General features: G+C 69.2%; 19 protein-coding genes and 1 riboswitch. Of the genes, 5 read left to right on the top strand and 14 right to left on the bottom strand.

Annotated features, from left to right (window positions below; translation table 11 throughout):
- Positions 1-18: 18 nt before the first annotated feature.
- The 5 genes from AB4Y78_RS01300 to AB4Y78_RS01280 all read right to left on the bottom strand — a co-directional run bounded on the left by AB4Y78_RS01300 (position 19) and on the right by AB4Y78_RS01280 (position 3990).
- A complete protein-coding gene (locus AB4Y78_RS01300) occupies positions 19-1269 on the bottom strand; it encodes a hypothetical protein (protein ID WP_441713763.1) in 1251 nt (416 codons plus the stop codon).
- Positions 1269-1571, bottom strand: coding sequence for a hypothetical protein (locus tag AB4Y78_RS01295; RefSeq protein ID WP_128276843.1), 303 nt, complete (start codon positions 1569-1571; stop codon positions 1269-1271). The genes AB4Y78_RS01300 and AB4Y78_RS01295 overlap by 1 nt, the downstream gene beginning before the upstream one ends.
- Before the next feature lie 169 nt (positions 1572-1740).
- Positions 1741-3057 carry a bifunctional o-acetylhomoserine/o-acetylserine sulfhydrylase gene (locus AB4Y78_RS01290; RefSeq protein ID WP_259908988.1) on the bottom strand — a complete coding sequence of 439 codons (1317 nt, stop codon included), beginning with the start codon at positions 3055-3057 and terminating at the stop codon, positions 1741-1743.
- A gap of 15 nt (positions 3058-3072) precedes the next feature.
- A riboswitch (SAM riboswitch) is annotated at positions 3073-3185 on the bottom strand.
- Between the two features lie 48 nt (positions 3186-3233).
- A complete protein-coding gene (locus AB4Y78_RS01285) occupies positions 3234-3635 on the bottom strand; it encodes a hypothetical protein (protein WP_007925370.1) in 402 nt (133 codons plus the stop codon).
- The gene (locus AB4Y78_RS01280) at positions 3622-3990 is read right to left on the bottom strand and encodes a hypothetical protein (RefSeq protein ID WP_040880715.1); all 369 of its coding nucleotides are present in this window, start codon (positions 3988-3990) and stop codon (positions 3622-3624) included. Before AB4Y78_RS01280 ends, AB4Y78_RS01285 begins: the two co-directional genes overlap by 14 nt.
- 42 nt (positions 3991-4032) lie before the next feature.
- Between AB4Y78_RS01280 and AB4Y78_RS01275 the strand changes: the two genes are divergently transcribed.
- Positions 4033-5517, top strand: coding sequence for a carboxyl transferase domain-containing protein (locus AB4Y78_RS01275; protein ID WP_441713764.1), 1485 nt, complete (start codon positions 4033-4035; stop codon positions 5515-5517).
- Between the two features lie 16 nt (positions 5518-5533).
- Here the strand turns inward: AB4Y78_RS01275 and AB4Y78_RS01270 are convergent, their stop codons facing one another.
- A complete protein-coding gene (locus tag AB4Y78_RS01270; protein WP_265231606.1) occupies positions 5534-5971 on the bottom strand; it encodes a hypothetical protein in 438 nt (145 codons plus the stop codon).
- A 159-nt stretch (positions 5972-6130) separates the two neighbouring features.
- Here AB4Y78_RS01270 and AB4Y78_RS01265 point away from each other — a divergent pair, with 159 nt between their 5' ends.
- Positions 6131-7504 (top strand): L-serine ammonia-lyase, encoded by a 1374-nt coding sequence (locus AB4Y78_RS01265; RefSeq protein WP_441713765.1) that lies wholly within the window; start codon positions 6131-6133, stop codon positions 7502-7504.
- Between the two features lie 72 nt (positions 7505-7576).
- On the opposite strand, the gene AB4Y78_RS01260 is transcribed toward AB4Y78_RS01265, so the two are convergent.
- From AB4Y78_RS01260 to AB4Y78_RS01245, 4 genes are all read right to left on the bottom strand, one after another.
- Complete coding sequence (locus AB4Y78_RS01260; protein ID WP_441713766.1) at positions 7577-8920, bottom strand: DUF2510 domain-containing protein; 1344 nt, start codon at positions 8918-8920, stop codon at positions 7577-7579.
- 109 nt (positions 8921-9029) lie between these two features.
- Positions 9030-9611, bottom strand: coding sequence for a DUF2510 domain-containing protein (locus AB4Y78_RS01255; RefSeq protein WP_282069983.1), 582 nt, complete (start codon positions 9609-9611; stop codon positions 9030-9032).
- Positions 9608-11302: an NERD domain-containing protein gene (locus AB4Y78_RS01250; protein WP_441713767.1), complete on the bottom strand. Its 1695-nt coding sequence runs from the start codon at positions 11300-11302 to the stop codon at positions 9608-9610. Before AB4Y78_RS01250 ends, AB4Y78_RS01255 begins: the two co-directional genes overlap by 4 nt.
- A 67-nt stretch (positions 11303-11369) precedes the next feature.
- On the bottom strand, positions 11370-13043 hold the full coding sequence (locus tag AB4Y78_RS01245; protein WP_441713768.1) for an HNH endonuclease signature motif containing protein: 1674 nt from the start codon (positions 13041-13043) through the stop codon (positions 11370-11372).
- 132 nt (positions 13044-13175) lie between these two features.
- Here AB4Y78_RS01245 and AB4Y78_RS01240 point away from each other — a divergent pair, with 132 nt between their 5' ends.
- Entirely contained in the window at positions 13176-13571 is a 396-nt protein-coding gene (locus AB4Y78_RS01240) for a (deoxy)nucleoside triphosphate pyrophosphohydrolase (RefSeq protein ID WP_441713769.1), read from the top strand.
- Between the two features lie 98 nt (positions 13572-13669).
- On the top strand, positions 13670-16603 hold the full coding sequence (locus AB4Y78_RS01235) for a DEAD/DEAH box helicase (protein WP_441713770.1): 2934 nt from the start codon (positions 13670-13672) through the stop codon (positions 16601-16603).
- 83 nt (positions 16604-16686) lie between these two features.
- Here the strand turns inward: AB4Y78_RS01235 and AB4Y78_RS01230 are convergent, their stop codons facing one another.
- The 3 genes from AB4Y78_RS01230 to AB4Y78_RS01220 form a co-directional block, all read right to left on the bottom strand.
- The gene (locus tag AB4Y78_RS01230) at positions 16687-19596 is read right to left on the bottom strand and encodes a vitamin B12-dependent ribonucleotide reductase (protein ID WP_441713771.1); all 2910 of its coding nucleotides are present in this window, start codon (positions 19594-19596) and stop codon (positions 16687-16689) included.
- A gap of 111 nt (positions 19597-19707) precedes the next feature.
- Positions 19708-20172: a transcriptional regulator NrdR gene (nrdR, locus tag AB4Y78_RS01225; RefSeq protein WP_282069974.1), complete on the bottom strand. Its 465-nt coding sequence runs from the start codon at positions 20170-20172 to the stop codon at positions 19708-19710.
- Positions 20173-20478: 306 nt separating this feature from the next.
- Positions 20479-20853, bottom strand: a complete 375-nt coding sequence (locus tag AB4Y78_RS01220) for a LysM peptidoglycan-binding domain-containing protein (protein WP_441713772.1) — start codon at positions 20851-20853, stop codon at positions 20479-20481.
- A 220-nt stretch (positions 20854-21073) separates the two neighbouring features.
- On the opposite strand from AB4Y78_RS01220, the gene lexA reads away from it, so the two are divergent.
- Positions 21074-21829 (top strand): transcriptional repressor LexA, encoded by a 756-nt coding sequence (lexA, locus tag AB4Y78_RS01215; protein ID WP_282069970.1) that lies wholly within the window; start codon positions 21074-21076, stop codon positions 21827-21829.
- Here the strand turns inward: lexA and AB4Y78_RS01210 are convergent.
- Positions 21804-22649: an NAD-dependent protein deacetylase gene (locus AB4Y78_RS01210; protein WP_441713773.1), complete on the bottom strand. Its 846-nt coding sequence runs from the start codon at positions 22647-22649 to the stop codon at positions 21804-21806. The two genes, lexA and AB4Y78_RS01210, sit on opposite strands and share 26 nt — an antisense overlap.
- Positions 22650-22657 lie beyond the last annotated feature (8 nt).

Raw genomic sequence — 22657 nt, 5'->3', positions numbered from 1 at the left:
GCCTTTTTTGATCCTCCCCTACGGCACCGGTGAGACCAGGGGCGACCCGGTGAGGTCGTCGGTCGCCCCCGCCCGTCGCGACCTCTGCGCCTCCTCCCTTCGCTCGGCGGCCGCCTCACGTTCCTGCCGCTCCTGCCGTTCCGACGGGGACTCGGTCACCTTGTCGGCCGCGGCGTCGATGGACTGCCCGGTGGAGATCCCCGACTCGACCCGGGAGACGGTGTGGTTGGTCTTGCGGACGCCGTAGGTGACGATGACGCCGCCCTTGCGGACGTGGCCCGACCCGGCGACGGCTGTCCAGTCGGTCGCGAAGTCGTCGGCCAGGTTGATGCCGGAGGTCTCCCTGGCCCAGTCGGTCGCCTTGTGCCTCCCCCGCACCTTCGACGTGGCCGCCTTGTGCTTCGCCCAGCTCTTGGCATCCGCTCCGATGCGCCGGTGGGCGATGGGGTTGGTCGACTTGTCGGCGGCCCGGATGCTGCGCAGCTCCGCCGCCCGGTCGGCGGCCTTGATGCGCCGCCCGGTCTTGATCTGCCGGCTCAGCGGGATCATCGTGTCGACGGCCGCGAGATAGGTGCTCTTGCCGACGTCGGAGTAGCTGCCCTCGCCGTACACGGCCCGGCGGCCGAACCTGCCGATCGGATCGCCCGCGGCCAGGACGCCCATGGGCTTGACGAAGCCTGAGACCGGGTTGGTGGCGAGCGAGCTCGTCCCGACCCGGCTCGACTGCTCGAAGGTGTTGTAGAGCCGCTCGTCCGACAGGTCCGACCCCACGACGGACAGGCTCGCGGCAACGGCGTGCTCGTCGGCCGCCGCGGCGTCGGCCTCACGGGCGAAGCCGCGCCGGTTCATCTCCCGCGAGTTGGCGGCGGCCCGGTACTCCCGCTCGACCGTCACGTACTCCGGGTCCTCCGGCGTCATCGTCGCCAGGCGCTCCTTGCGGGCCTGCGCGGTGGCGGTGTTGGTGTCGTAGCGCCCCCGGAGCCGCTTGAGGGTCGCCTGGCTCTCCTCGAGCCGGTCGGCGTAGGGGCGGATGATCCGCTCGGCACCGCTCAGCCGGTTGGCGATGGCGACGAGGTCGCTCGGCGTCGTGCCGACCTCCCGCTCGAACATCGTCCCCGAGCACGAGTCCCACACCCCTTTCGTCGAGACGGTGCGCAGCAGGTTGACGACGGTGTGGATGTTGGCCGCGACGGTCTTGAGCTCGTCGGCCTCGGCGCGGATGACGGCGGGGTCGCCCTCCTCGATCGTCCCCGGGTCCTCGAGCGCCATCAGAGGACCCCCCGGTTGCGCTCGTCGACGAGGTCCTCGGTCTCGACGTACCAGGACCCGGCGTCCTGGGCGAGGCGCGCGAGCGCACGCAGCTGCGTGCAGGCCTGCTTGCGCCGGCGCTCGTAGTCACCGATGGCCGCCTCGTAGGCCTGGGTGCCGGTCCAGCTCGGGAAGCCGAAGGTCTCGACCGCCTCGTTGTTGGCCTTGGCCGCCTTCTCTTCGAGGTAGTCGGCGATCGCCGTCAGTTGTCGACCCAGCCCCGCGATGCCCTCGCTGTCGATGGAGATGCGTTGTCCGCCCATGCCCCACACGCTAGGAAAAAACGCCGAGGGGCCCGTGGAGTTCTCCACAGGCCCCTCGGTGCGCCCTTCGAGATGGCCCTTCGAGACGGCTCGTTCCTCACCTCCTCAGGGACCGAGGTTCCTCGCCTCCTCAGGGACCGAGGTTCCTCGCCTCCTCAGGGACCGAAGATCACTTCGCGGCGGCGAAGCCCTGCTCGAGGTCGGCGACGATGTCCTCGATGCTCTCGAGACCGACCGCCAGACGGACGAGGCCGGGGGTGACGCCGGCGGCGAGCCGGTCCTCCTCCGGACCCTGCGAGTGGGTCGTCGAGGCCGGGTGGATGACGAGCGAGCGCACGTCACCGATGTTGGCCAGGTGGCTGTGCAGGGTGAGCCCCTCGACAAACTTCTTGCCTGCCTCGAGGCCGCCGGCGATCTCGAAGGAGATGACGGCACCGGCCCCCTTCGGCGTGTAGCGCTGCGCCTGCTCGAAGCTCGCCGAGCCCTCGATGGACGCCCAGTTGACCGCCTCGACCTGCGCGTGGCCGGAGAGGAAGTCGACGACCTTGCGGGTGTTGTCGAGGTGCCGCTCGATGCGCAGGCTGAGCGTCTCGATGCCCTGCCCGATGAGGAAGGCGTTGAAGGGCGAGATCGCCGGGCCGATGTCGCGCAGCAGCTGCACGCGTGCCTTGAGGATGAAGGACAGGTTGGCCCCGAGCGCGCCGTTGACGCCGAGGTCGGGGCCGAAGCGCAGCCCGTGGTAGCTCGGGTCGGGCTGGTTGTAGTTGGGGAACTTCTCCGGGTCGGCCGCGTAGTCGAAGGTCCCGCCGTCGACGATGACGCCGGCGATCGCGGTGCCGTGGCCGCCGAGGTACTTCGTCGCCGAGTGGACGACGACGTCCGCACCGTGCTCGAGGGGGCGCAGCACGTAGGGCGTGGCGATCGTGTTGTCGACGACGAGCGGCACCCCGGCCTCGTGGGCGACCTCGGCGATGCCGGCGATGTCGAGCACGACCGGCTTGGGGTTGCCGATCGTCTCGCCGAAGAAGGCCTTGGTGTTGGGCTTGACCGCCGCGCGCCACTGCTCGAGGTCGCTCGGGTCCTCGACGAAGGAGACCTCGATGCCGAACTTCGGCAGGGTGAACTTCAGCAGGTTGATCGTGCCGCCGTAGAGCGCGGCGCTGGCGACGATGTGGTCACCCGCCTCGGCGATGTTGACCAGGGCGAGGTGCGTCGCGGACATGCCCGACGCCGTGAGCAGCGCACCGACGCCACCCTCGAGCGCGGCGATCTTCTGCTCCACCGCGTCCTGGGTGGGGTTCATGATCCGCGTGTAGATGTTGCCGAACTCCTTGAGCGCGAAGAGGTTCGCCGCCTGCTCGGTGTCCTTGAAGGCGTAGGAGGTCGTCGCGTGGATCGGCAGCGCCCGCGAACCAGTCGTCGGGTCGGGCGCCTGGCCGGCGTGGATCTGCTGGGTCTCGAAGCTCCAGGTGGAGGGGTCGGACATGTCTGCTCCTTGAGATGTGCGCGCTTGACCGCGACGGACGTCGCGGACCAGGTCGTCTCCCGGGGCACCCCACCGCGGAGGAGGGTTGCCGGCCAGCGAGCCGGGGCTTCGCGCTGGCGCTCAAGACCTGCTGCGATGATAGGAAAAGGGCTGGCGCGCACCAGCCTCCGTCTCACCTAGCGGGCGCGCACCCGGTGGAGCCACCACAGCCCGACGAAGGGGAGGACGAGCGGCAGGTAGCCGTAGCCGGACCCGTAGTGGGACCAGACGGTCTTGTCGGGGAAGAGCTCGGGCCGCACGAAGGACAGGGTCCCGACGGTGACGACGCCGACCGCTTCGACGAGGATCGCGCCGGTGGCCACGCGGGCACCGGAGGGTCCCCCCTTCGCCAGGGCGATGGTCGCGACGACGTAGATGAGGGCGGCGCACGCCGACAGCACGTAGGCGAGCGGGGCCCGGTCGAAGTACTGGGTGATCTGCAGGATCGAGCGCCCGGTCGCGGCGAGCGCGAGCACTCCGTAGACGGCGACGACGACCCGGCCCGGCCCGGTCCCGGTGCTGACCTCAGGCGGGGCCACTGGTCTGCCAGATCTGGAGGATGCGGTAGGTCATGACCCCGACGGTGAAGGCACCGGCGATGACGACGCCCATGGCCCAGCGGGTCTTTTCCTTGAGGGCGATGAAGACGACGACCGGCGGGATGATCGGGAGGGTCAGGGCGTAGGCGAGCATCGTCGCGCCCTCCCCCGTCCCGGTGACGCGGCCGTGGACGACCGCCGTCGTCACCGCGAGCACGAGCAGACCCAGCTCGACGAGCGCCGCGACGAGCAGGAGCCCGTCGTCGACGGGGCGGTCGAGCGCGAGGTAGATCAGGGCCACGAGCCCGAGGGCGGCGACGGCGACCATCACGGCAGTGGTCAGGGGCACAAGCACCGGGCAAGGTTACCCACCCTCGTGGGTGGCACCATCACTGCCATGAGTCCCCAGCGCCCTGGTGCCCAGCAGCTCATCGACGCGGTCGTCGACCCGGACAGCTTCGTCACGTGGGACGAGCCGATCGACACCTCCGGCCTCGACGACACCTACCGGTCGGCGATGGCGGCCGCGGCCGAGCGCGCCGGCACCGACGAGTCGATCCTCACCGGGCGGGCCCGGATCCAGGGTCACGACGTCGCCCTCATCGTCGGCGAGTTCCGCTTCCTCGGCGGGTCGATCGGACGGGCGGCCGCGGGCCGGATCGTCTCGGCGGTCCGGCGTGCGACGACCGAGCGGCTGCCACTCATCGCGGCGACCGCCAGCGGTGGTACGCGGATGCAGGAGGGCACCCCGGCCTTCATGACGATGGTCGACATCTCGGCCGCGGTCGTGGCGCACAAGGCGGCCGGCCTGCCCTACCTCGCCTACCTGCGGCACCCGACGACCGGCGGCGTCTTCGCCTCGTGGGGGTCGCTGGCTCACATGACGATCGCCGAGCCCGGGGCGCTCATCGGCTTCCTCGGCCCGGTCGTCTACGAGACGGTCAACGGCGTCCCCTTCCCGGAGGGCGTCCAAGTCGCCGAAAACCTCGTGGACAAGGGCATCGTCGACGCCGTCGTCCCCCTCGAGGAGCTGGCCGGCATCGCGGCGCGCGCCCTGACGATGCTGTCGGCGACGACCCACCGGCACGCCGACCCGACCGAGCACCCGACGTGGCGGATCGCTCCCTTCGTCTCGCGGCCGGAGCCCGACGAGGAGGAGGTCGCCGCGGTCTGGGGGGCCATCGAGACGACCCGAAGGGGGGACCGCCCCGGTGTGCGGGAGCTGCTGCGGCACGCCGCAGACGACGTCATCCCGCTCAACGGCACGGGCTACGGCGAGTCGGACAAGGGGGTCATGCTCGCTCTGGCCTCCTTCGGCTCGCGGCCGTGCGTGCTCGTCGGCCAGGACCGCCGCTACCAGGTCGCCGAGTCGATGGGCCCGGCCGCGCTGCGCGAGGCCCGTCGCGGCATGCGGATGGCCCGCGAGCTCGGCCTGCCCCTCGTGACCGTCATCGACACCCCCGGCGCCGACCTCTCCCCCCGGGCGGAGGAGGGCGCTCTCGCCGGGGAGATCGCCCGGTGCATCGCCGACATGACGGCGCTCGACGTGCCGAGCGTGTCCGTGCTGCTCGGCGAGGGCACCGGCGGGGGCGCGCTGGCGCTGCTGCCCGCGCAGCGGGTCGTCGCCGCCGGCAATGCCTGGCTCTCGCCGCTGCCGCCGGAGGGGGCGAGCGCCATCGTCTTCAAGGACACCGAGCACGCCGCTCTGCTCGCCGCCCGCCAGCGGGTCGGCGCCCGACACATGCTCGAGGACGGGCTCGTCGACGTCATCGTCGAGGAGTCCCCCGCGGCCCACGAGGACCCGGAGGGCTTCACCCGGGCGATCGGCGCGGAGGTGGCCGCCCAGGTCGACGAGCTGCTCGGTCGGTCCGCGCACGAGTGAGGCGGCGTCGGGTCGATCAACCGGCGATCGCCAGCCCGTCCCACACCGGCATCTCGACGACGGCGCGATCGGTCGCGAGGTAGGTCGCGAGCAGTGGGACGTCGAGCTCGCGGCAGGAGGCGATCGCCGCCTCGTGCCAGGCCCGTGCCTCGTCGTCGGGCTCGAGGCCGTGGGGCCGGCCGATCGCGACGACGAGGCCGCCGAGACGCTCGACGAGGCCACCGACGACGAGGTCGAAGGGGCGGCGCCGCTCGCTCGCCGGCAGGTCGGTACCGCCGAGCTCGCCGATCGTGATCGGCTGGATCATGCGGCAGGTCTCGTCGCACAGCAGGATCGTCAGCGAGCCGCTCTCGCGGTCGCTCTCGCGCACGACGAGGTCGACGACGTCGCGGGCGATCGTCGGGTCGGTCAGGGGTCGGGTGGGCCAGTCACTGGGCAGGTCGTCGAAGCTCATGCCCTGCAGTGTGGCCGGGTCGGCGCAGCCCGCCGCGAGGTTTTCCACAACGGCCCGGCGCAGTCGACGCGGTGGGTAGTGTGAGCCACGGCACCGCGCCCCACCCCCCCGCGTCGAGCCGTCCGTGCCCCACCCACGAGCACCCCAGGAGAGCCACCCGTGGCACTGAGCGTCTTCGACCTGTTTTCGATCGGCATCGGCCCGTCGAGCTCCCACACCGTCGGCCCGATGCGGGCCGCCGTGATGTTCGTCGAGGGTCTGCGTGACGAAGGGGTCCTACCGCAGGTGCGTCGGGTCAAGGCCGAGCTCTTCGGTTCGCTCGGAGCGACCGGTCACGGGCACGGCTCCAACACCGCGGTCCTGCTCGGCCTGTCCGGTGAGCGCCCGGAGGTCTGCGACCCCCGCTCGGTGGCCGGTCGGCTGCAGCAGATCCGCTCCTCGCACCGGGTGAGCCTGCTCGGCGAGCACGAGATCGACTTCCATGAGGACGACGACCTCGTGCTGCACCGGCGCAAGGCGCTGCCCCTGCACCCCAACGGCATGACCTTCACGGCGTGGGGCGACGCGGAGGAGCCGATCAGCGCGCACACCTACTACTCCGTCGGCGGCGGCTTCGTCGTCGGCGAGGACGCCTCGGGCTCGACGAAGATCGTCGCCGACACGACGCCCGTCGCCCACCCCTTCACCACCGGCGACCAGCTGCTCGCGATCTGCCGGGAGACCGGCCTGTCGATCGCCCAGGTCATGCTCGACAACGAGCTGTCGTGGCGCACCGAGGACGAGGTGCGCCAGGAGCTGCTGCACATCTGGTCGGTCATGCAGGAGTGCATCGACAACGGCACCCGCACCGAAGGGGTCCTGCCCGGCGGCCTCAAGGTGCGCCGGCGCGCGCCCCAGCTCCACCAGCGGCTGCGGGCCGAGGGCAGCAGCAGCGACCCGCTGCGCGGCATGGACTGGCTGTGCCTCTACGCCCTGGCCGTCAACGAGGAAAATGCCGCTGGCGGCCGGGTCGTCACCGCACCGACCAACGGAGCGGCCGGCATCATCCCGGCCGTGCTGCGCTACTACGTCGACTTCGTGCCGGGCGCGGACGAGGACGGCATCTGTCGCTTCCTGCTCACCGCGGCGGCGATCGGCGTCATCTACAAGGAAAATGCCTCGATCTCGGGCGCCGAGGTCGGCTGCCAGGGCGAGGTCGGCTCGGCCTGCTCGATGGCGGCCGGCGCGATGGCCGCGGTTCTCGGCGGCTCCCCCGCCCAGGTCGAAAACGCCGCGGAGATCGGCATGGAGCACAACCTCGGCCTGACCTGCGACCCCGTGGGCGGGCTCGTGCAGATCCCGTGCATCGAGCGCAATGCCGTCGCCTCGGTCAAGGCGATCACCGCGGCCCGCACCGCGCTGCGCGGCGACGGCTCGCACGTCGTCTCGCTCGACAAGGTCGTCAAGACGATGCGCGAGACCGGTCGGGACATGAAGGTCAAGTACAAGGAGACCGCTCGCGGCGGTCTGGCCGTCAACGTCATCGAGTGCTGAGGCCTCCCCCTTCGACACGACGAAGGCGCCGCCCCCATCGGGAGCGGCGCCTTCGTGCGTGCGGCGGGGGACCTACTTCTTCTTGATCTCCCAGTCACCCGCGGCCTGGACGACGATGTACTTCGTGCCCTCCTGGACTGTGGTGGTGCCGTCGTAGCTGTCGTACTCGCTGATCAGGCGGTCCGGGTAGTCGGAGGCACCGACGGCCTCGACCTTGATGTTGCCGATGAAGGAGTCCTTCGGCTGCGTGTACTTGACCGCGATGTCGGACTTCTTGCCGTCCCACTTGAAGACCTTGGAGCCGTCACCCTTCTCGGTCGAGCCGAAGGTCGGGGCCTTGTCGATCTTCGTGAACTTCACGGTCCACGAGCCCTTGGTGTCCATCTCGATCTTCGTCGTGCTCGTGTTGTAGCCGGTGAGGTTGTACGCCACCGTGCCCTTGGCCGCGTCGGTCGACGTGAGGATGTACTCGGAGTTCTTGTCGTTGAAGTCCAGGCCCTTGATGCTCAGGCTGTCGTACTTCTGACCGTCGTAGGTGAACTCCATGAGGCCGGCGCCGTCGCCACCGGGGACGTTGACGACGCTGTGGCCGCTGCCCTTGTAGGTGGTGCCCCACTTGGCGGCACGGCCCTTGGTCACGCTGGAGACCGGACCCGAGTCGCTCGAGGACGAGTCGGTCGGCGTCGAGTCGGTCGTCGACGAGTCGCTCGACGAGGAGTCGGTCGGCGTCGAGTCCGTGGACGAGGAGTCCGTGGGGGTCGAGTCGGTCGGCTGGGAGGTCGTCGACGGCTGCGCGGTGGGCTCGTCGTCGCCGCCACCGATGAGCTTGAAGCCGAGGAAACCCAGGACGAGCAGGAGGATCAGACCGACGACACCGAGGCCGGCGATCAGTGGCACCTTGCTCTTGGAGCCCGGCGCACCGCCCTGGCCGTACTGCTGCTGGCCGTAGCCCTGCTGCTGGCCATAGGCGGAGGACTGGTCGTACCCGCCCTGCTGGCCGTAGCCCTGCTGCTGCCCGTAGGCGGAGGACTGGTCGTACCCGCCCTGCTGGCCGTAGCCGGTCTGGTCCTGACCGTAGGAGGACTGGCCGTAGCCCTGGTCCTGACCGTAGGAGGAGGCCCCGTAGCCGCCGGCGGCACCCGCGGCGGCACCGTAGCTGGTGCTGTCGGTGGAGATCGCCTCGGTCTCGGAGGACCGGTCGGCGTTGGGACGCACACGCGTGGCCTCGTCGACCTCGCTCGTGGACCCGACGGTGTCCTGACGCGTCCCCGTGCCCGAGGAGTCGGGACCCGGCTGGTCGGCAGCGAAGCCGTCGGGCGTCGCCTGACGGTGCTCGGTCCAGCCATTGCCGTCCCAATAACGAATCTGCCCCTGATTGTCAGGGTCCTGATACCAACCGGCAGCCCAGTTGCTCATCGCAGGCCCTCTCCGTATCTCTCGTATGCGATCTCTGTGTGCGAGCCCAGCGTACCTGCGCTCAAACCTGTGGACATGGGGAGAACTCCCCAGTTGTTGCTCTTCGGACTCAGGATTGGTATCCGTTGCGGCGATTGAGCTCCACCGCGCCCTGGTACGCGTGGTACATGCCCCAGCCCCAGGCGACCACCATGAGCGGCAGCCCGATGAAGCCGATGAGGATCCAGCCGAGGCAGATGACCAGGACGAGCCCGAAGATGTAGAGGCCGAGGAACCCCACGCCTGCGCCGATGTCGCCGTTGACCATCGACCCGACGCCGGGGATGAAGAGGGACAGGATCAGCGAGATCGCCGGGTCCTTGCGGGGCGCGGGCATCGCGCCGGCCGGGCCGACGTGCGGCGGCTGGGGGTAGGGCTGCTGCGAGTAGGACTGCTGGCCGAAGGGGGCCTGCCCCGCACCGGGAGGAGGTGCCTGCCCGTGGGTGGATGCGGTGTAGGGCACCACCTGACTGCTCGGCGGGGGCGGCGGGCTGGCCGGGGTCGCGGCACCGGTCGTCGGCGACGCGGACGCGGAGGTGGGCGACGGTGTCGACGTCGGCGGCGGCGCAGACGTCGAGTGCGTCCACCGGGTGCCGTCCCAGTAGCGTCGCTCGCCGTCGTGCTCGTACCAGCCCGGCGCGTGTTCGGTCATGATGCCCCCCGTGTCTCGCCGGAGATGCTACCTGCGTCGGCGAGCGCCCGAGCCACCTCCTCGCCCGCGAGCCGGATCACATCGAGGTCCCCGACGACGACGAGTCGGTCGGTCGCGCGCGACAGCCCGACGTAGAGGCGCTCGCGAAAACGCTCGCGGGTCCCCGCCTCGTTGATGCACAGGACGACGGCGCGACGTTCCATCCCCTTCGCCCCGAGCACGTGCCCGTAGAAGACGTCGTCGTTGTCCCAGAAGGTGTCCCAGTACCCGCGCTGCCCGTACTCCTCCTGCCGCTCCGCCTGCACGGGGTGCCGTGCGCCGGTGGTGAGCAGGGCGACGTGCTGGGGGTCCCACCCTTCGTCGAGCAGGACGTCGACCTGGTCGTCGGCGAGGGTCAGGGCCTCCCTCGAGGTCGCGTGGACGAGCTCGACCTGCGGGCCGTCGCCGCCCTCGAGACGCATCCGCAGCGGCGCCAGTGGTCGGAAGGCGGCGGCGATCTGCTTGGTGTTGCGCAGGTTGTGGTCGAGGACGAGCGGCACGAGCGGGACCGGAGGTCGGCCGAAGCGGTTGAAGAGGCGCTGGTTTTCGTCGGAGTAGAGGAAGAGCCCGCCGTCGCTCTCGTCGGTGAGCGCTCCGATGATCGGCCGCCACCACGACTCGGCGAAGTCCTGCGCCTCGTCGACGACGAAGCTGTCGTACCGCTCCCCCGGCGGCAGCTCGGCGGCCCGGTCGGCCATGAGTCGGGGGAAGGTCTCCTCCCAGTAGTCCGGGTCGTCGCGGGTCCCGGAGGGCACGCCCCAGAGGTTGCCGAGCTCTTCGAAGGTGCCGACGAAGGAGGGCCGCTGGCGGCGGGGCCACGTCGCGACCTCGCGCTTGAAGTACGTCGCGAGGCCGATGGAGTAGCACAGGAGGGCGACCCTCTCGGGTGTGCGGCCTCGCTGACCTGCGGACAGCTGCTTGGCCTGGGTGAGGGCGAGCACGGTCTTGCCGCTGCCGGCGCCGCCGCGGATCTCGATGCGGCGCAGCAGGCGGGTGACGTCGAGGACGAGGGACTGCTCCTGGGTGAGGTGGTCGGCCCGCGCCTGGCGTTCGTCGGCCTCGTCGACGACCGTCGGGGCAACGCCCCTGCCCCGCGCGGTGAGGATATCGACGATCACCTCGCAGTCGTCGAGGCTCGGCACGGCGGTGTGGGTCTCGAAGCCGAGCGGGATGTCGGCGAGGCGCTCGGCGAGGGTCGCCATGTCGCCACGGTCGTGGATCATCCAGCGCGGGCAGTCCGGCAGGTCGAAGTCCAGCCCGAGGCTGACGAAGGGGGTGACGACGGCGTGGGCGAAGCGGATCCGTCGTCGGGACGAGTCGGCCCAGCGGGGGTCGGTCTCGACGTACTGGCGGATGGCGTACTTCGTGTCCCGGACCTGCCCGACCGGGTCGATGGGTCGTCGTGCGCCGCGGCGCTTGATCGTCCACTGGCCGTCGTCGATGCGGGTCCCGTTGCCCTTGACCTCCACGACGACGACACCGACGTCGGGCATGACGACCACGAGGTCGGCCTCGTGGTCCTTGGTGAGGTCGGTGAGGCGGTAGTTGGCGAGGAGCACGTCCTGGGGACGAAGGGAGTCGCGCAGCCCCTCCCACACGTGCCGCTCGGAGTCCGTCGTGAAGGGCGGGTCTTCGGGGATCAGCCGTGGCATGGGGTCAACGTAGCGTCGTGCCGGGTCGAGGTGGGCTGGCTCGGGCTCGTAACCGATCTCGTCTCTCTCAGAAGGGCACCGGGCCGCACTCCACCGCTGGCGCCACCAGCTCCTCCCCTCCCCCCGTCGCCCCCTCCACGGGGGGCGAAGCCGGTGCAACGACGAGCTGACCCCCGTCATCAGGGCCGAGCGTCGGCTCACCGGCCGCCCACGCGCTGACTTGCACCTCCCCTTCGTCGAGGGAATGCACCCAGTGGGCGGGGAAGGTGCTGGCGGGCACCCCCGCCGGGCTCGTCCACTCGGCCCGGCCGTCCTCGTGGAGGGTGTGGGTCCAGCGCGGTGAGTGCTTGACCCGGTGGTGGTGCCGGCAGAGCCCGGAAAGGTTGGCGGGGCTGGTGGCCCCCTGCGGGTAGGGGAGGGCGTGGTCGAGGTCGGCCGCCTGCTCGGCGCCGCGGGCGACGCGGCGGGTGCAGCCCCACATGCGACAGGTGCCGTCGCGGGTGGTGACGAAGTCACGCATCGCGCGTGGCACGACGTAGCGGGGGTCGGAGGTCTCGACGAGGACGCCGGTGCGGGCGTCGACGAGCGCCCGGGAGACGGTGGTGTCGAGGTGCGTGGTGAGCGCGGCGACGACGTCGGCGGGGATGAAGCCGACCCCCGGGATGTCGCAGCCGCTGACCCACGTCCGCTGGCCGTCCGGCCCGGGGCCGGCGGCCACCTGCGCGGTGATCGCGTCGCCGGCCCACTCCTCCGGTACGACGTCCACGGCGTCAGGTCCTTCGCCGGTGACGAAGCGCCCTTCGACGGCGGTCGGTCCGTGGAGGGCGTGGGCGGCGTCGCCGGCAGCCGGTCGACCTTCGCCCCCTGCGTAGGGGGCGAACGAGAGCCGCGACGCGGCCGAGGTGATGATCGGCAGCCCGAGGCGGACGTGCGCGGTGACCTCGACGCCGCGAAGGGCGAGATCGGCCAGGCCCTGGGCCCGGGACGCACCGGCGGTGAGGGTGGGGTCGGCCCGGCGCAGCTGCTTGGCGACCGCGTCGATCGCCTCCTTGAGCGCGAGTGCGGTCTCGGCAGGGAGGGTGGCGTGCAGGTCGGTGCAACCGATGGGGCCTTCACTGAAGGCGACGTACAGCGCATTGCGCCGGTTGCGCCGGGCCCGGTCGGCGAGGAGCTCCGGCTCGACCCGCTGGAGGATGCGGCGAGTCGCCTTGCGCAGCTCCCGCTCGTCGAGGTCCGTGGCGCGGGTACTACCAGGCCGACCACGAAGGGGGTCGAGCAGGTGGTCCACGACCGCTGCCACCGCGTCGGGACCCGCCTCGCGGGTCTCCTTGGCGACGACCTCGAGGGACCGCTCCCGCATGCGCCCAGCCGCCACCAGGTCGGCGAGGCGCCGCAGGTCGGTGATGGCGCGAGCCGACAGGTCGCACCGTCGCCCCGCCTCCCCCGCACCTGCCCCGAGGGCGAGGCCGAGCGCGTCGACGGCGAACTCGGCGACCTCGCCCTCCGGCAGGTGGACCGGACGGTAGACGTGGTCCTCGCCGACCTCTTCACCGAACCGGGACGCATGGCCCAGCAAAGTCAGCTCGAGCGCATCGGCTGCCCGTCTGAGGCGCTCGGTCGCCTGGAGCATCCGCGTCAGCGTCTGCTCGTCGGCCCTGCCCGCCTGCGCCGCCGCGCGCTCGCGGATCTGCCCCAGTCCCCGAAAGGACTCCTCCACCCTGGCCAGCTCGTCTTCGAACATGTGTTCATGGTGGCAGTGGGGTGTGACAACGGTGGGGTTGGCGGCGGTCATTTCCGCTCCAGCTGGACCTCCGATGTCACCCCTGGGGCCGTAAGCTCACGCCAGCATCGCTGTCGATCTGGAGGGGACGCGTTGAAGAAGACCATCGACGTCGTGGGAGCCGTCATCGTCGACGACGGCAAGATCCTGTGTGCGCAACGCGGTCCGCAGGGGCAGCTCGGTGGCCTGTGGGAGTTCCCCGGAGGCAAGATCGAATCTGGTGAAACACCACGTGCAGCACTCGAACGCGAAATCGTCGAAGAGCTCCAGTGCGACGTCAAAGTCGGGGACCACATCACGACGACTCGTCACAGCTACGACTTCGCCGTGATCAACCTGAGTACCTTCTGGTGCGATCTCGCCGCTGGATCGCCTGTACTTACTGAACACTCCGCCGTTCGATGGCTTGAACCCAGCGGCCTGCGCTTACTGGACTGGGCACCCGCCGACATTCCAGCCGTTGAGCTGGTTGAAGCCGCGTTCGCATGACGAGCTCAGACTTCCGCTGGGAGGACTCACTCGCTCGCGATGTCCAGTTCGGCTACCTGAGCGATGACGTCTCTGGACCTCGCCAACACCATCCACGCGTGGTGATCAACACTCACGAGGCCTCCGTCCTGAGGGTGCTCAAGGAGGAGATCCGGCGGTGCCGCTCCTTCACCTTCTCCGTGGCATTCGTCGCCCCGAGCGCCATCGCCATGCTCAAGACAGACCTGCTGGAGTTTCGCGGGAAGGGACGGATCGTCACCTCTGACTACCTCGCCTTCAACTCGCCACAGGCCTTTGCCGAGCTCCTGATCCTCCAGGAGAAGGGCTTCGACGTACGCATCCACTCGGCCGCGGCCTTTCACCCGAAGGGGTACATCTTCGATCACGAGCACTCCGTGTCGGCGATGGTGGGAAGCGCCAACCTGACGGCGAGCGCCCTGGTCCGCAACCACGAGTGGAACCTCCTCGTGACGACGTCGGCGTCCGGCGATCTGGCCAGACAGCTGCGTGACCTTGTGCGAGAGCAAGTTCTCGAGTCAGAGCCCATCACCGCCGAATGGCTTGCGGGATACGCGGAGACGTATCAGGCACCCGCGCCGCGACCGCTGAACCGCGTCATCACCGGCCCTTCCCCCGCGACCAGCCCCGACCCAGGCTCCGATCCGTCGGACGCCACGACGTTCGAGGCGACCGCCCCTGCGGCGCTCGCTCCGGCGCCAGGCCCCGACAGTGCGCCAGCAGGTCAGCCGCCCCTGCGGGATGTACCCGTGAACCCGCCTCTGCTGCTGCCCAACCGGATGCAGCGAGAAGCCCTGCGCGAGATCGAAGCGCTGCGGCGCGCCGGTGAGAGTCGGGCCGTGATCATCTCAGCGACCGGCACCGGGAAGACGATCCTGTCCGCCCTGGCCGTCAAGGCCGCCGAGCCTCGTCGGACGCTCTTCGTCGTTCATCGGGAGCAGATCGTCGACCGCACCATCCAGGAGTACCGCAGGGTTCTTGGCGGGGCTCCCACCGACTTTGGGAAGCTCTCGGGCTCCCGCCGCCAAACCTCCGCTCGATACCTGTTTGCGACCGTGCAGACGCTGTCGCAGCCCCACGTCCTGAATGAGTTTCCGCCCGAAGAGTTCGACTACATCGTCATCGACGAAGCACACCGAGCCGCTGCCGCGAGCCACCGTCGAGTGATGAACCACTTCGAGCCTGCGTTCCTGCTCGGGATGACCGCTACACCCGAGCGGATGGACGGCTTCAACGTCTTTGAGCTGTTCGACTACAACGTGCCCTACGAGATCCGGCTCAACGACGCTCTTGAAGCCGAGATGCTCAGCCCCTTCCACTACTACGGTGTCACGGACGTGACCTTCGACGATGGGTCCACGGTTTCGGACGTGACCGACCTGCGCCTGCTGGCATCCGAGGCACGCGTTGACCACCTGCTCAAGGCCATGGCCATGTACGGCCAGGCCGGAGTCCCGCCGCGGGGCCTGATTTTCGCTAGCCGTCTCGACGAAGCCGCTCGCCTGTCAGAGGAACTGAACCGAAGTTCGCTACGCGGGCGCCCTCTGCGCACCGTCGCTCTGACGGGGAGCGACTCCGTGCATCACAGGGAAGCGGCCGTTCGCCAGCTGGAAGCCGGGCAGATCGACTACATCATCACGGTGGATGTCTTCAACGAGGGCGTCGACATCCCATCCGTCAACCAGATCATCATGCTCCGGCAGACCCAGTCGGCCATCGTCTTCGTCCAACAACTCGGCCGCGGTCTCCGAAGGGCAGACGGCAAGGAGTACCTCGTCGTCATCGACTTCATCGGCAACTACACCAACAATTACATGATCCCGATCGCACTGTTCGGCGACGACTCTTTGAACAAGGAGTCGCTCCGCCGCAATCTCATCGCTGCCGAAGAGCGTGGAGCAATCGCTGGACTCTCCAGCATTCAGTTCGACCGCATCGCACATACCCGCGTCCTGAGCGCGGTATCCGCCGTCAAGCTTGACAGCATGCGTCACCTGAAGATGGCCCTGCACGACATGCGAAATCGCGTGGGACGCACACCCGACCTGTGGGATTTCGTCCGGTTTGAGTCCGTCGATCCCGTCGTCCTCGGCACTGCCTCGGACAACTTCCCAACGCTCCTATCCAGGGCGCTCAAGGTGCAGTGGTCACTCACCCCGGTGCAGTTGCGGGCCCTCACCCTGCTCTCGGCCGAGGTGCTCACGGCCAAGCGGCCACACGAGGCAGCACTCGTGCGGTTCCTCCTAGGGCACCCGTCGGCCACCATCGACGAAATCCAGCACTACCTGGCCGAGCAGGGCTTCACCACGACTCCTCGAATCGCCCAGAGCGCCGTCGACACCCTGACGCTGGCGCAACATGCCGAAGCTGACCTGAACAGGTACAAGGTGCCGCTGGCCCATGAAGAGGATGGCCACGTGCGCCTGACCGACGCAGTCCTCCACGGGTATGAGAGCGATCACGAGTTCCGGCATGCGGTAGACGACCTGGTGAAGACGGCCCTCCATATCGTCACGGAGCGCTACCGCCAGGACCGTACCTTCACCGTCGGCCGTCAGTACGGTCGCAAGGAAACGGCACGGCTGCTCACCTGGCCCCGGAAGTGGACGCCCACCATCTACGGATACCGCGTCGACGGCCCTACGTCGGCATGCCCCATCTTTGTCACTCTGCACAAGTCCGAAGAAGTCTCGTCGAGCACGGCGTATGAAGACGCGTTGGTGGACCAACGCACGATGGTGTGGTTTACGCGGAGCCGTCGCACACTGCAGAGCGCCGAGGTTGCAACCATCGTCGCGAACGAAGTCGACCTCCACGTCTTCGTCAAGAAGGACGATGCCGAAGGCACTGACTTCTACTACCTGGGCCAGGCCACCGCCAGCGATGCAGAACAAACCACCATGCCCGGCAAGGACGGTGCCGCCCTACCTGTGGTGCGGATGAAGCTCACGTTCCGGCAAGACATCCCCTCTTCCCTGTACGACTATTTCCACCCCGTAGTAACCGGCACGTAGCGCCCGTCCACGTACCTACTCCCGCGCACGCCGAAGGGGGCCAACCGGATCACCGGTTGGCCCCCTTCGTCAACTACTGCAGATCAGCTGCAGCCGCTGGTCGAGCCGCAGCCCTCGCAGACGTAGCAGGAGCCGGCGGGACGCATCTTGGTGCCGCAGGTCATGCACATCGGGGCGTCGGCGGTCTTGCCCTGGAACTTCTCGAGCAGCTCGGCCGAGGAGTGGACCGTGGCGTCGACCTCGCGGGCCGAGGCGGCGCCGGCACCGGACTGGACGGTGACGTCGGCCTCCTCGTCCTTGGCCGGCGAAGCCTTGGCCTCCTTCGCCTCGGCGGTGGGCACGCCTTGCGAGTAGCTGTCGTCGTCGTAGCTCTCGTCGTCGTCCGAGGTGGAGGCCTCGTACGAGCCGGTCTCGAGCTGACGCGCGCGCTCCTCGGCAGTGTGGATGCCCATGAACGACCGGGTGTCGAAGTCCAGGTAGTCCAGCGCCAAGCGACGGAAGACGTAGTCCATGATCGACTGCGCCATCCGCACGTCCGGGTCGTCCGTCATGCCGGCCGGCTCGAAGCGCAGGTTGGTGAACTTCTCGACGTAGGTCTCCAGCGGCACACCGTGCTGCAGGGCGATCGAGATCGCGATGGAGAAGGCGTCCATCAGACCGGCCAAGGTCGAGCCCTGCTTGCCGAACTTCAGGAAGATCTCGCCGAGCTCGCCGTCCTCGTAGGTGCCGGCGGTCAGGTAACCCTCGGCCCCACCGACGGCGAAGCTCGTCGTCTGCGAGGTGCGGCGCTTGGGGAGGCGGCGACGCAGCGGGCGGTACTCGACGACCTTCTCCGTCTCGGCAGCAGCGGCCTCGGCACCAGCCTTGGCGTCCTTGGCGGTGGACCCACCGTCGGACAGCGGCTGGCCGACCTTGCAGTTGTCGCGGTAGACCGCGAGCGCCTTGAGGCCGAGCTTCCAGCCCTGCATGTAGACGTCCTCGATCTCCTCGACCGTGGCGCTCTCGGGCAGGTTGACCGTCTTGGAGATCGCACCGGAGAGGAAGGGCTGCACCGCAGCCATCATCCGCACGTGGCCCATCGGGGCGATGGCCCGCGCGCCCATGGCGGTGTCGAAGATCTCGTAGTGCTCCGGCTTCAGGCCCGGGGCGTCGATGACGTGACCCTTGTCGGCGATGTACTCGACGATCGCCTCGATGGTCTCCTCGGCGTAGCCGAGCTTCTTCAGCGCGCGCGGGATCGTCAGGTTGACGATCTGCATCGAGCCGCCACCGACGAGCTTCTTGAACTTCACGAGCGAGAAGTCCGGCTCGATGCCGGTGGTGTCGCAGTCCATCATGAAGCCGATGGTCCCGGTGGGGGCGAGCACCGACGCCTGGGCGTTGCGGTAGCCGTTCTTCTCACCGGTCTTGACGACCGCGTCCCACGCCTTGGTGGCGTAGGCGTGGATGTCCTTGTCCATCGTGTGCATCGTGCGGATCTGGTCGTTGGCCGCCTGGTGCTTGCGCATGACGCGCTTGTGGGCGTCCGCGTTGCGGGCGTAGCCGTTGTACGAGCCGACGATGCCGGCCAGCTCCGCCGAGCGCTTGTAGGACGCACCCGTGAGCAGCGAGGTGATCGCCGCGGCGAGCGCCCGGCCGCCGTCGGAGTCGTAGCCGTGACCGGTCGCCATGAGCAGCGCGCCGAGGTTGGCGTAGCCGATGCCCAGCTGGCGGTAGTCGCGGGTGGTCTGGCCGATCGACTCCGTCGGGAAGTCCGCGAAGCAGATCGAGATGTCCATCGCGGTGATGACCAGCTCGGCGACCGCCTGGAAGCGGGCGGCGTCGAAGGTGTCGTCGTCCCCCAGGAACTTCAGCAGGTTGAGCGAGGCCAGGTTGCAGGAGGAGTTGTCCAGGGACATGTACTCGCTGCACGGGTTGGAGGCGGTGATGCGGCCGGTTTCCGGGTTGGTGTGCCAGTCGTTGATCGTGCCGTCGTACTGGATGCCCGGGTCGGCGCACTCCCACGCGGCCTTGGCGATCTTGCCCATGAGCTCACGGGCGTCGACGGTCTCGATGACCGAGCCATCCTTGCGGGAGGTCAGGCCGAAGTCGGTGCCCTCGTCGACCGCGCGCATGAACTCATCCGTGACGCGCACGGAGTTGTTGGCGTTCTGGTACTGCACCGAGGTGATGTCGGCGCCACCGAGGTCCATGTCGAAGCCGGCGTCACGCAGCGCGCGGATCTTGTCCTCCTCGCGCGCCTTGGTCTCGACGAACTCCTCGATGTCCGGGTGGTCCACGTCCAGGACGACCATCTTCGCCGCGCGCCGCGTCGCGCCACCGGACTTGATGGTGCCCGCGGAGGCGTCCGCACCGCGCATGAAGGAGACCGGGCCGGAGGCGGTGCCACCGGAGGAGAGCAGCTCCTTGGAGGAGCGGATGCGGGAGAGGTTCAGACCGGCGCCGGAGCCGCCCTTGAAGATGAAGCCCTCCTCCTTGTACCAGTTGAGGATCGAGTCCATCGAGTCGTCGACCGAGAGGATGAAGCAGGCGCTGACCTGCTGCGGGCTCTGCGTGCCGACGTTGAACCACACGGGCGAGTTGAAGCTGAAGATCTGGTGCAGCAGCGCGTAGGTCAGCTCGTGCTCGAAGATCTCGGCGTCCGCGTCCGTCGCGAAGTAGCCGTGCTCCTTGCCCGCCTTGACGTAGGTGAGGACGACCCGGTCGATGAGCTGCTTGAGACCCGACTCGCGCTGCGGCGAGCCGACCGCACCACGGAAGTACTTCGTCGTGACGATCGTGGAGGCGTTGACCGACCAGAAGTCGGGGAACTCGACGCCGCGCTGCTCGAAGATCGTCTCGCCGGTCTTCCAGTTCTGCTGGACGACGTCGCGCTTCTCCCACACGACCTCGTCGTAGGGGTGGACACCCTCCGTGGTGTGGATGCGGGTGATCGTCAGGCCCTTGGTGCGGGACCCGCGACGTGCGCTGGACTTGCCGGCGGTCTCGGTCATGCTGCTCTCTCCTCGGTCCGTGTGGTGGCGGTCTGCTTCAGCTGTGCTGCGGTCGTTCTTCAAAGGTGTCACCGGGTACCGACAGCCCAACGGCGTGCCGGCCCCGGGGGTCTAGGGGGTGGTGACGGCGGCGTGCTCCTCGCGGAGCGTGGCGATCGCCGACTCGAAGTCCTCGAGCGAGTCGAAGGACTGGTAGACGGAGGCGAAGCGCAGGTACGCCACCTCGTCGAGATCACGCAGCGGCGGCAGGATCGCCATGCCCACCTCGTGGGCGTCGATCTCCGCGCTGCCCTGGGAGCGGATGCTCTCCTCGACCCGCTGGGCCAGGAGGGCGAGCTGGTCCTCGCTGACCGGTCGACCTTGGCAGGCCTTGCGGACGCCGGCGAGCACCTTGGCCCGGCTGAAGGGCTCGGCGGCACCGGACCGCTTCGTCACCGTGAGGCTCGCGCTCTCGAGGGTCGTGAAGCGGCGGCTGCACTCCGGGCACTGGCGACGACGCCGGATGGCGCTGCCGTCATCGGTCGTCCGGCTGTCGATGACCCGGGAGTCGGTGTGCCGGCAGAACGGGCAGTGCACGGTGATCTCCCTTCGCTGGACGTGCGATGTGGTGCTGCTTGTGGATGGCGCGGTGGACGAAACTGGGGACGAACCCCGCTCGCCTGTGGAGAAACGGTCTCAGCCTGTGCACTAGATGTGGACGAATGACAACCGTGTAACCACTAGATGTAGTGACCATTAGACGCCTCTGGCGGACGTGACGCAAGTCCCCCGGAAAAACAGTCCGTGAACGGCACATCGGCCGCCCCCACGGTGCGTGGAGACGGCCGATGGCCTACCCGGGCCGGGTCGAGTGGCTCGGGGGGATGGTGGTGACGAAGGGGGTCAGTGCCCCGGGATCGTCAGGGTCTGCCCGGCGTGGACGTGCGAGGTCGAGAGGTTGTTGGCGACCTGGATGCGGGTCACCGCCTCCGCGGTGGGGAGACCGGCGAGCTCGGTCGTGGCGATCTCGCTGAGCGTCTGCCCCGGCTCGACGGTGACCTCCTGCGTCGCCGCCGGCGTGCCACCGAAGGCGAGGCTCGCGCCTGCGACGCTCGCCACGGCGACCGTCGTCAGGGTGATCACCAGGCGGCCGCGACGGGTCAGGCGGGTGCGCGAGGCCGGGCGCTCGACGACGGCGTCACCGGTCGGCACGGAGATGAGGTGGCGCGTGCGTGCCGGCGCGTCGATGCGGATCGGGGTGGCGGTGAGAGCAGTCATGCGGTCCTCCTCGTGGCGGCTCCGTCGAACCGGTGTTCGATAGAACGTCTGTACGATGTCTAGCACGGGTGTTCGAAGAAAATCAACAACACGCTCGAACACGTGTTTGAAATGCGTGTTCGATCGGCCTAGGGTCGGTCTCACCGAGAAGTTGACCAGCGACCACCGACAACGGAAGGCCGCGAGCTCGGGACCGGACACGGACGAAGGGGTCGAGACCATGAGCGGCAAGGGCGAGGACAACATCCACCAGTTGCCCGAGCGGGACACCGGGGACGGGCTGACCGCCCGGCAGCGCAAGGTGCTCGAGGTGATCCGCAATGCCGTCGCCAGCCGGGGCTACCCGCCGAGCCTGCGCGAGATCGGCGAGCTCGTCGGCCTGACGAGCCCGAGCTCGGTGGCCCACCAGCTCTCCTCCCTCGAGCGCAAGGGCTACCTGCGTCGCGACCCCAACCGGCCCCGCGCCATCGAGGTCATCTCCCCCGACGACTCCACCCCCGCGGTCGCGGCCGAGGTCACCGACCTCACCGAGGGCATGCGCGGTGGCGCGAGCACCCACGACGAGGTCGTCGACCCGACCGGCTCCGGCGACGAGCGCCCCGAGGCGAGCTACGTGCCCGTGCTCGGTCAGATCGCGGCCGGTGTGCCGATCACCGCGGAGGAGGTCGTCGACGACGTCTTCCCGCTGCCCAAGCAGATCGTCGGCGAAGGCTCGCTCTTCCTGCTCAAGGTCGTCGGCGACTCGATGATCGACGCGGCCATCTGCGACGGCGACTGGGTCGTCGTGCGCCAGCAGCCCAATGCCGACAACGGCGACATCGTCGCGGCCATGCTCGACAACGAGGCGACCGTCAAGACCTTCAAGCGGACCGACGGCAACGTCTGGCTGCTCCCCCACAACCCGGCCTTCGACCCGATCGACGGCAACCACGCGACGATCCTCGGCAAGGTCACCGCCGTGCTGCGCCGCCTCTGACCGCGAGGTCCTCGACGGCGCCGACCAGGTGCCGGAGCGACGGCGCGAGCTCGCCATCGACCCGGTGGTCGACGAGGTCGTCGCCGCGGGTGGGGCCCCGGGTGATGAGCGAGACGGGGATCCCCCGCTTCGCCGCGTGACGCACGAAGCGCAGCCCCGACATCACCTGGAGCGAGCTGCCGAGCACGAGCAGGCTCGGCGCCGCGTCGACGAGGTCGTAGCAGTGCTGGACCAGCGGCTTGGCCACGGACCCACCGAAGAAGACGACGTCCGGCTTCAGCGTGTCCTCGCCGCACACAAGGCAGCGCGGTGCGACGAAGCGTTCGACGTCGACGCTCTCCAGGCGCACGTCACCATCGGGCCTGATCTCGTCGCTGTCGACGTCGAAGCCGGGGTTGTCCCGGGCCATCCGCGCATCGAGCGTGCGCCGGTCCTCGTGCGCCTCGCACGTGAGGCAGACGACGTCGACGAGGCTGCCGTGCAGCTCGACCACGTCTCGCGTCCCGGCTGCCTGGTGGAGACCGTCGACGTTTTGCGTGATGACCGGGCCCACCGCACCGAGATCCTGCAACCGCGTGACGAGGTGGTGCGCCGCGTTGGGCCGCGCGGCGTGAAATCGGCGCCACCCGACGTAGCTGCGCGCCCAGTACCGCTGGCGCGCTTGGCTGCTGCCGACGAACTCCCCGTAGTGCATCGGGGTCACTCGTCGGGTGCCGTCCGGTCCCCGGTAGTCGGGTATCCCCGAGTCCGTCGACATGCCCGCGCCCGTCAGCACGAGGGCGGGGCCGACGGACAGAGCCGCCGCGATGGCGTCGATCACCCGACCAG

It is taken from the genome of Janibacter sp. RAF52 (assembly GCF_052114035.1).
Taxonomy (GTDB): Bacteria; Actinomycetota; Actinomycetes; order Actinomycetales; family Dermatophilaceae; genus Janibacter; species Janibacter hoylei.
The sequence above is the reverse complement of the archived record's forward strand: the minus strand, read 5'-3'. Positions and strand labels throughout refer to the sequence as shown.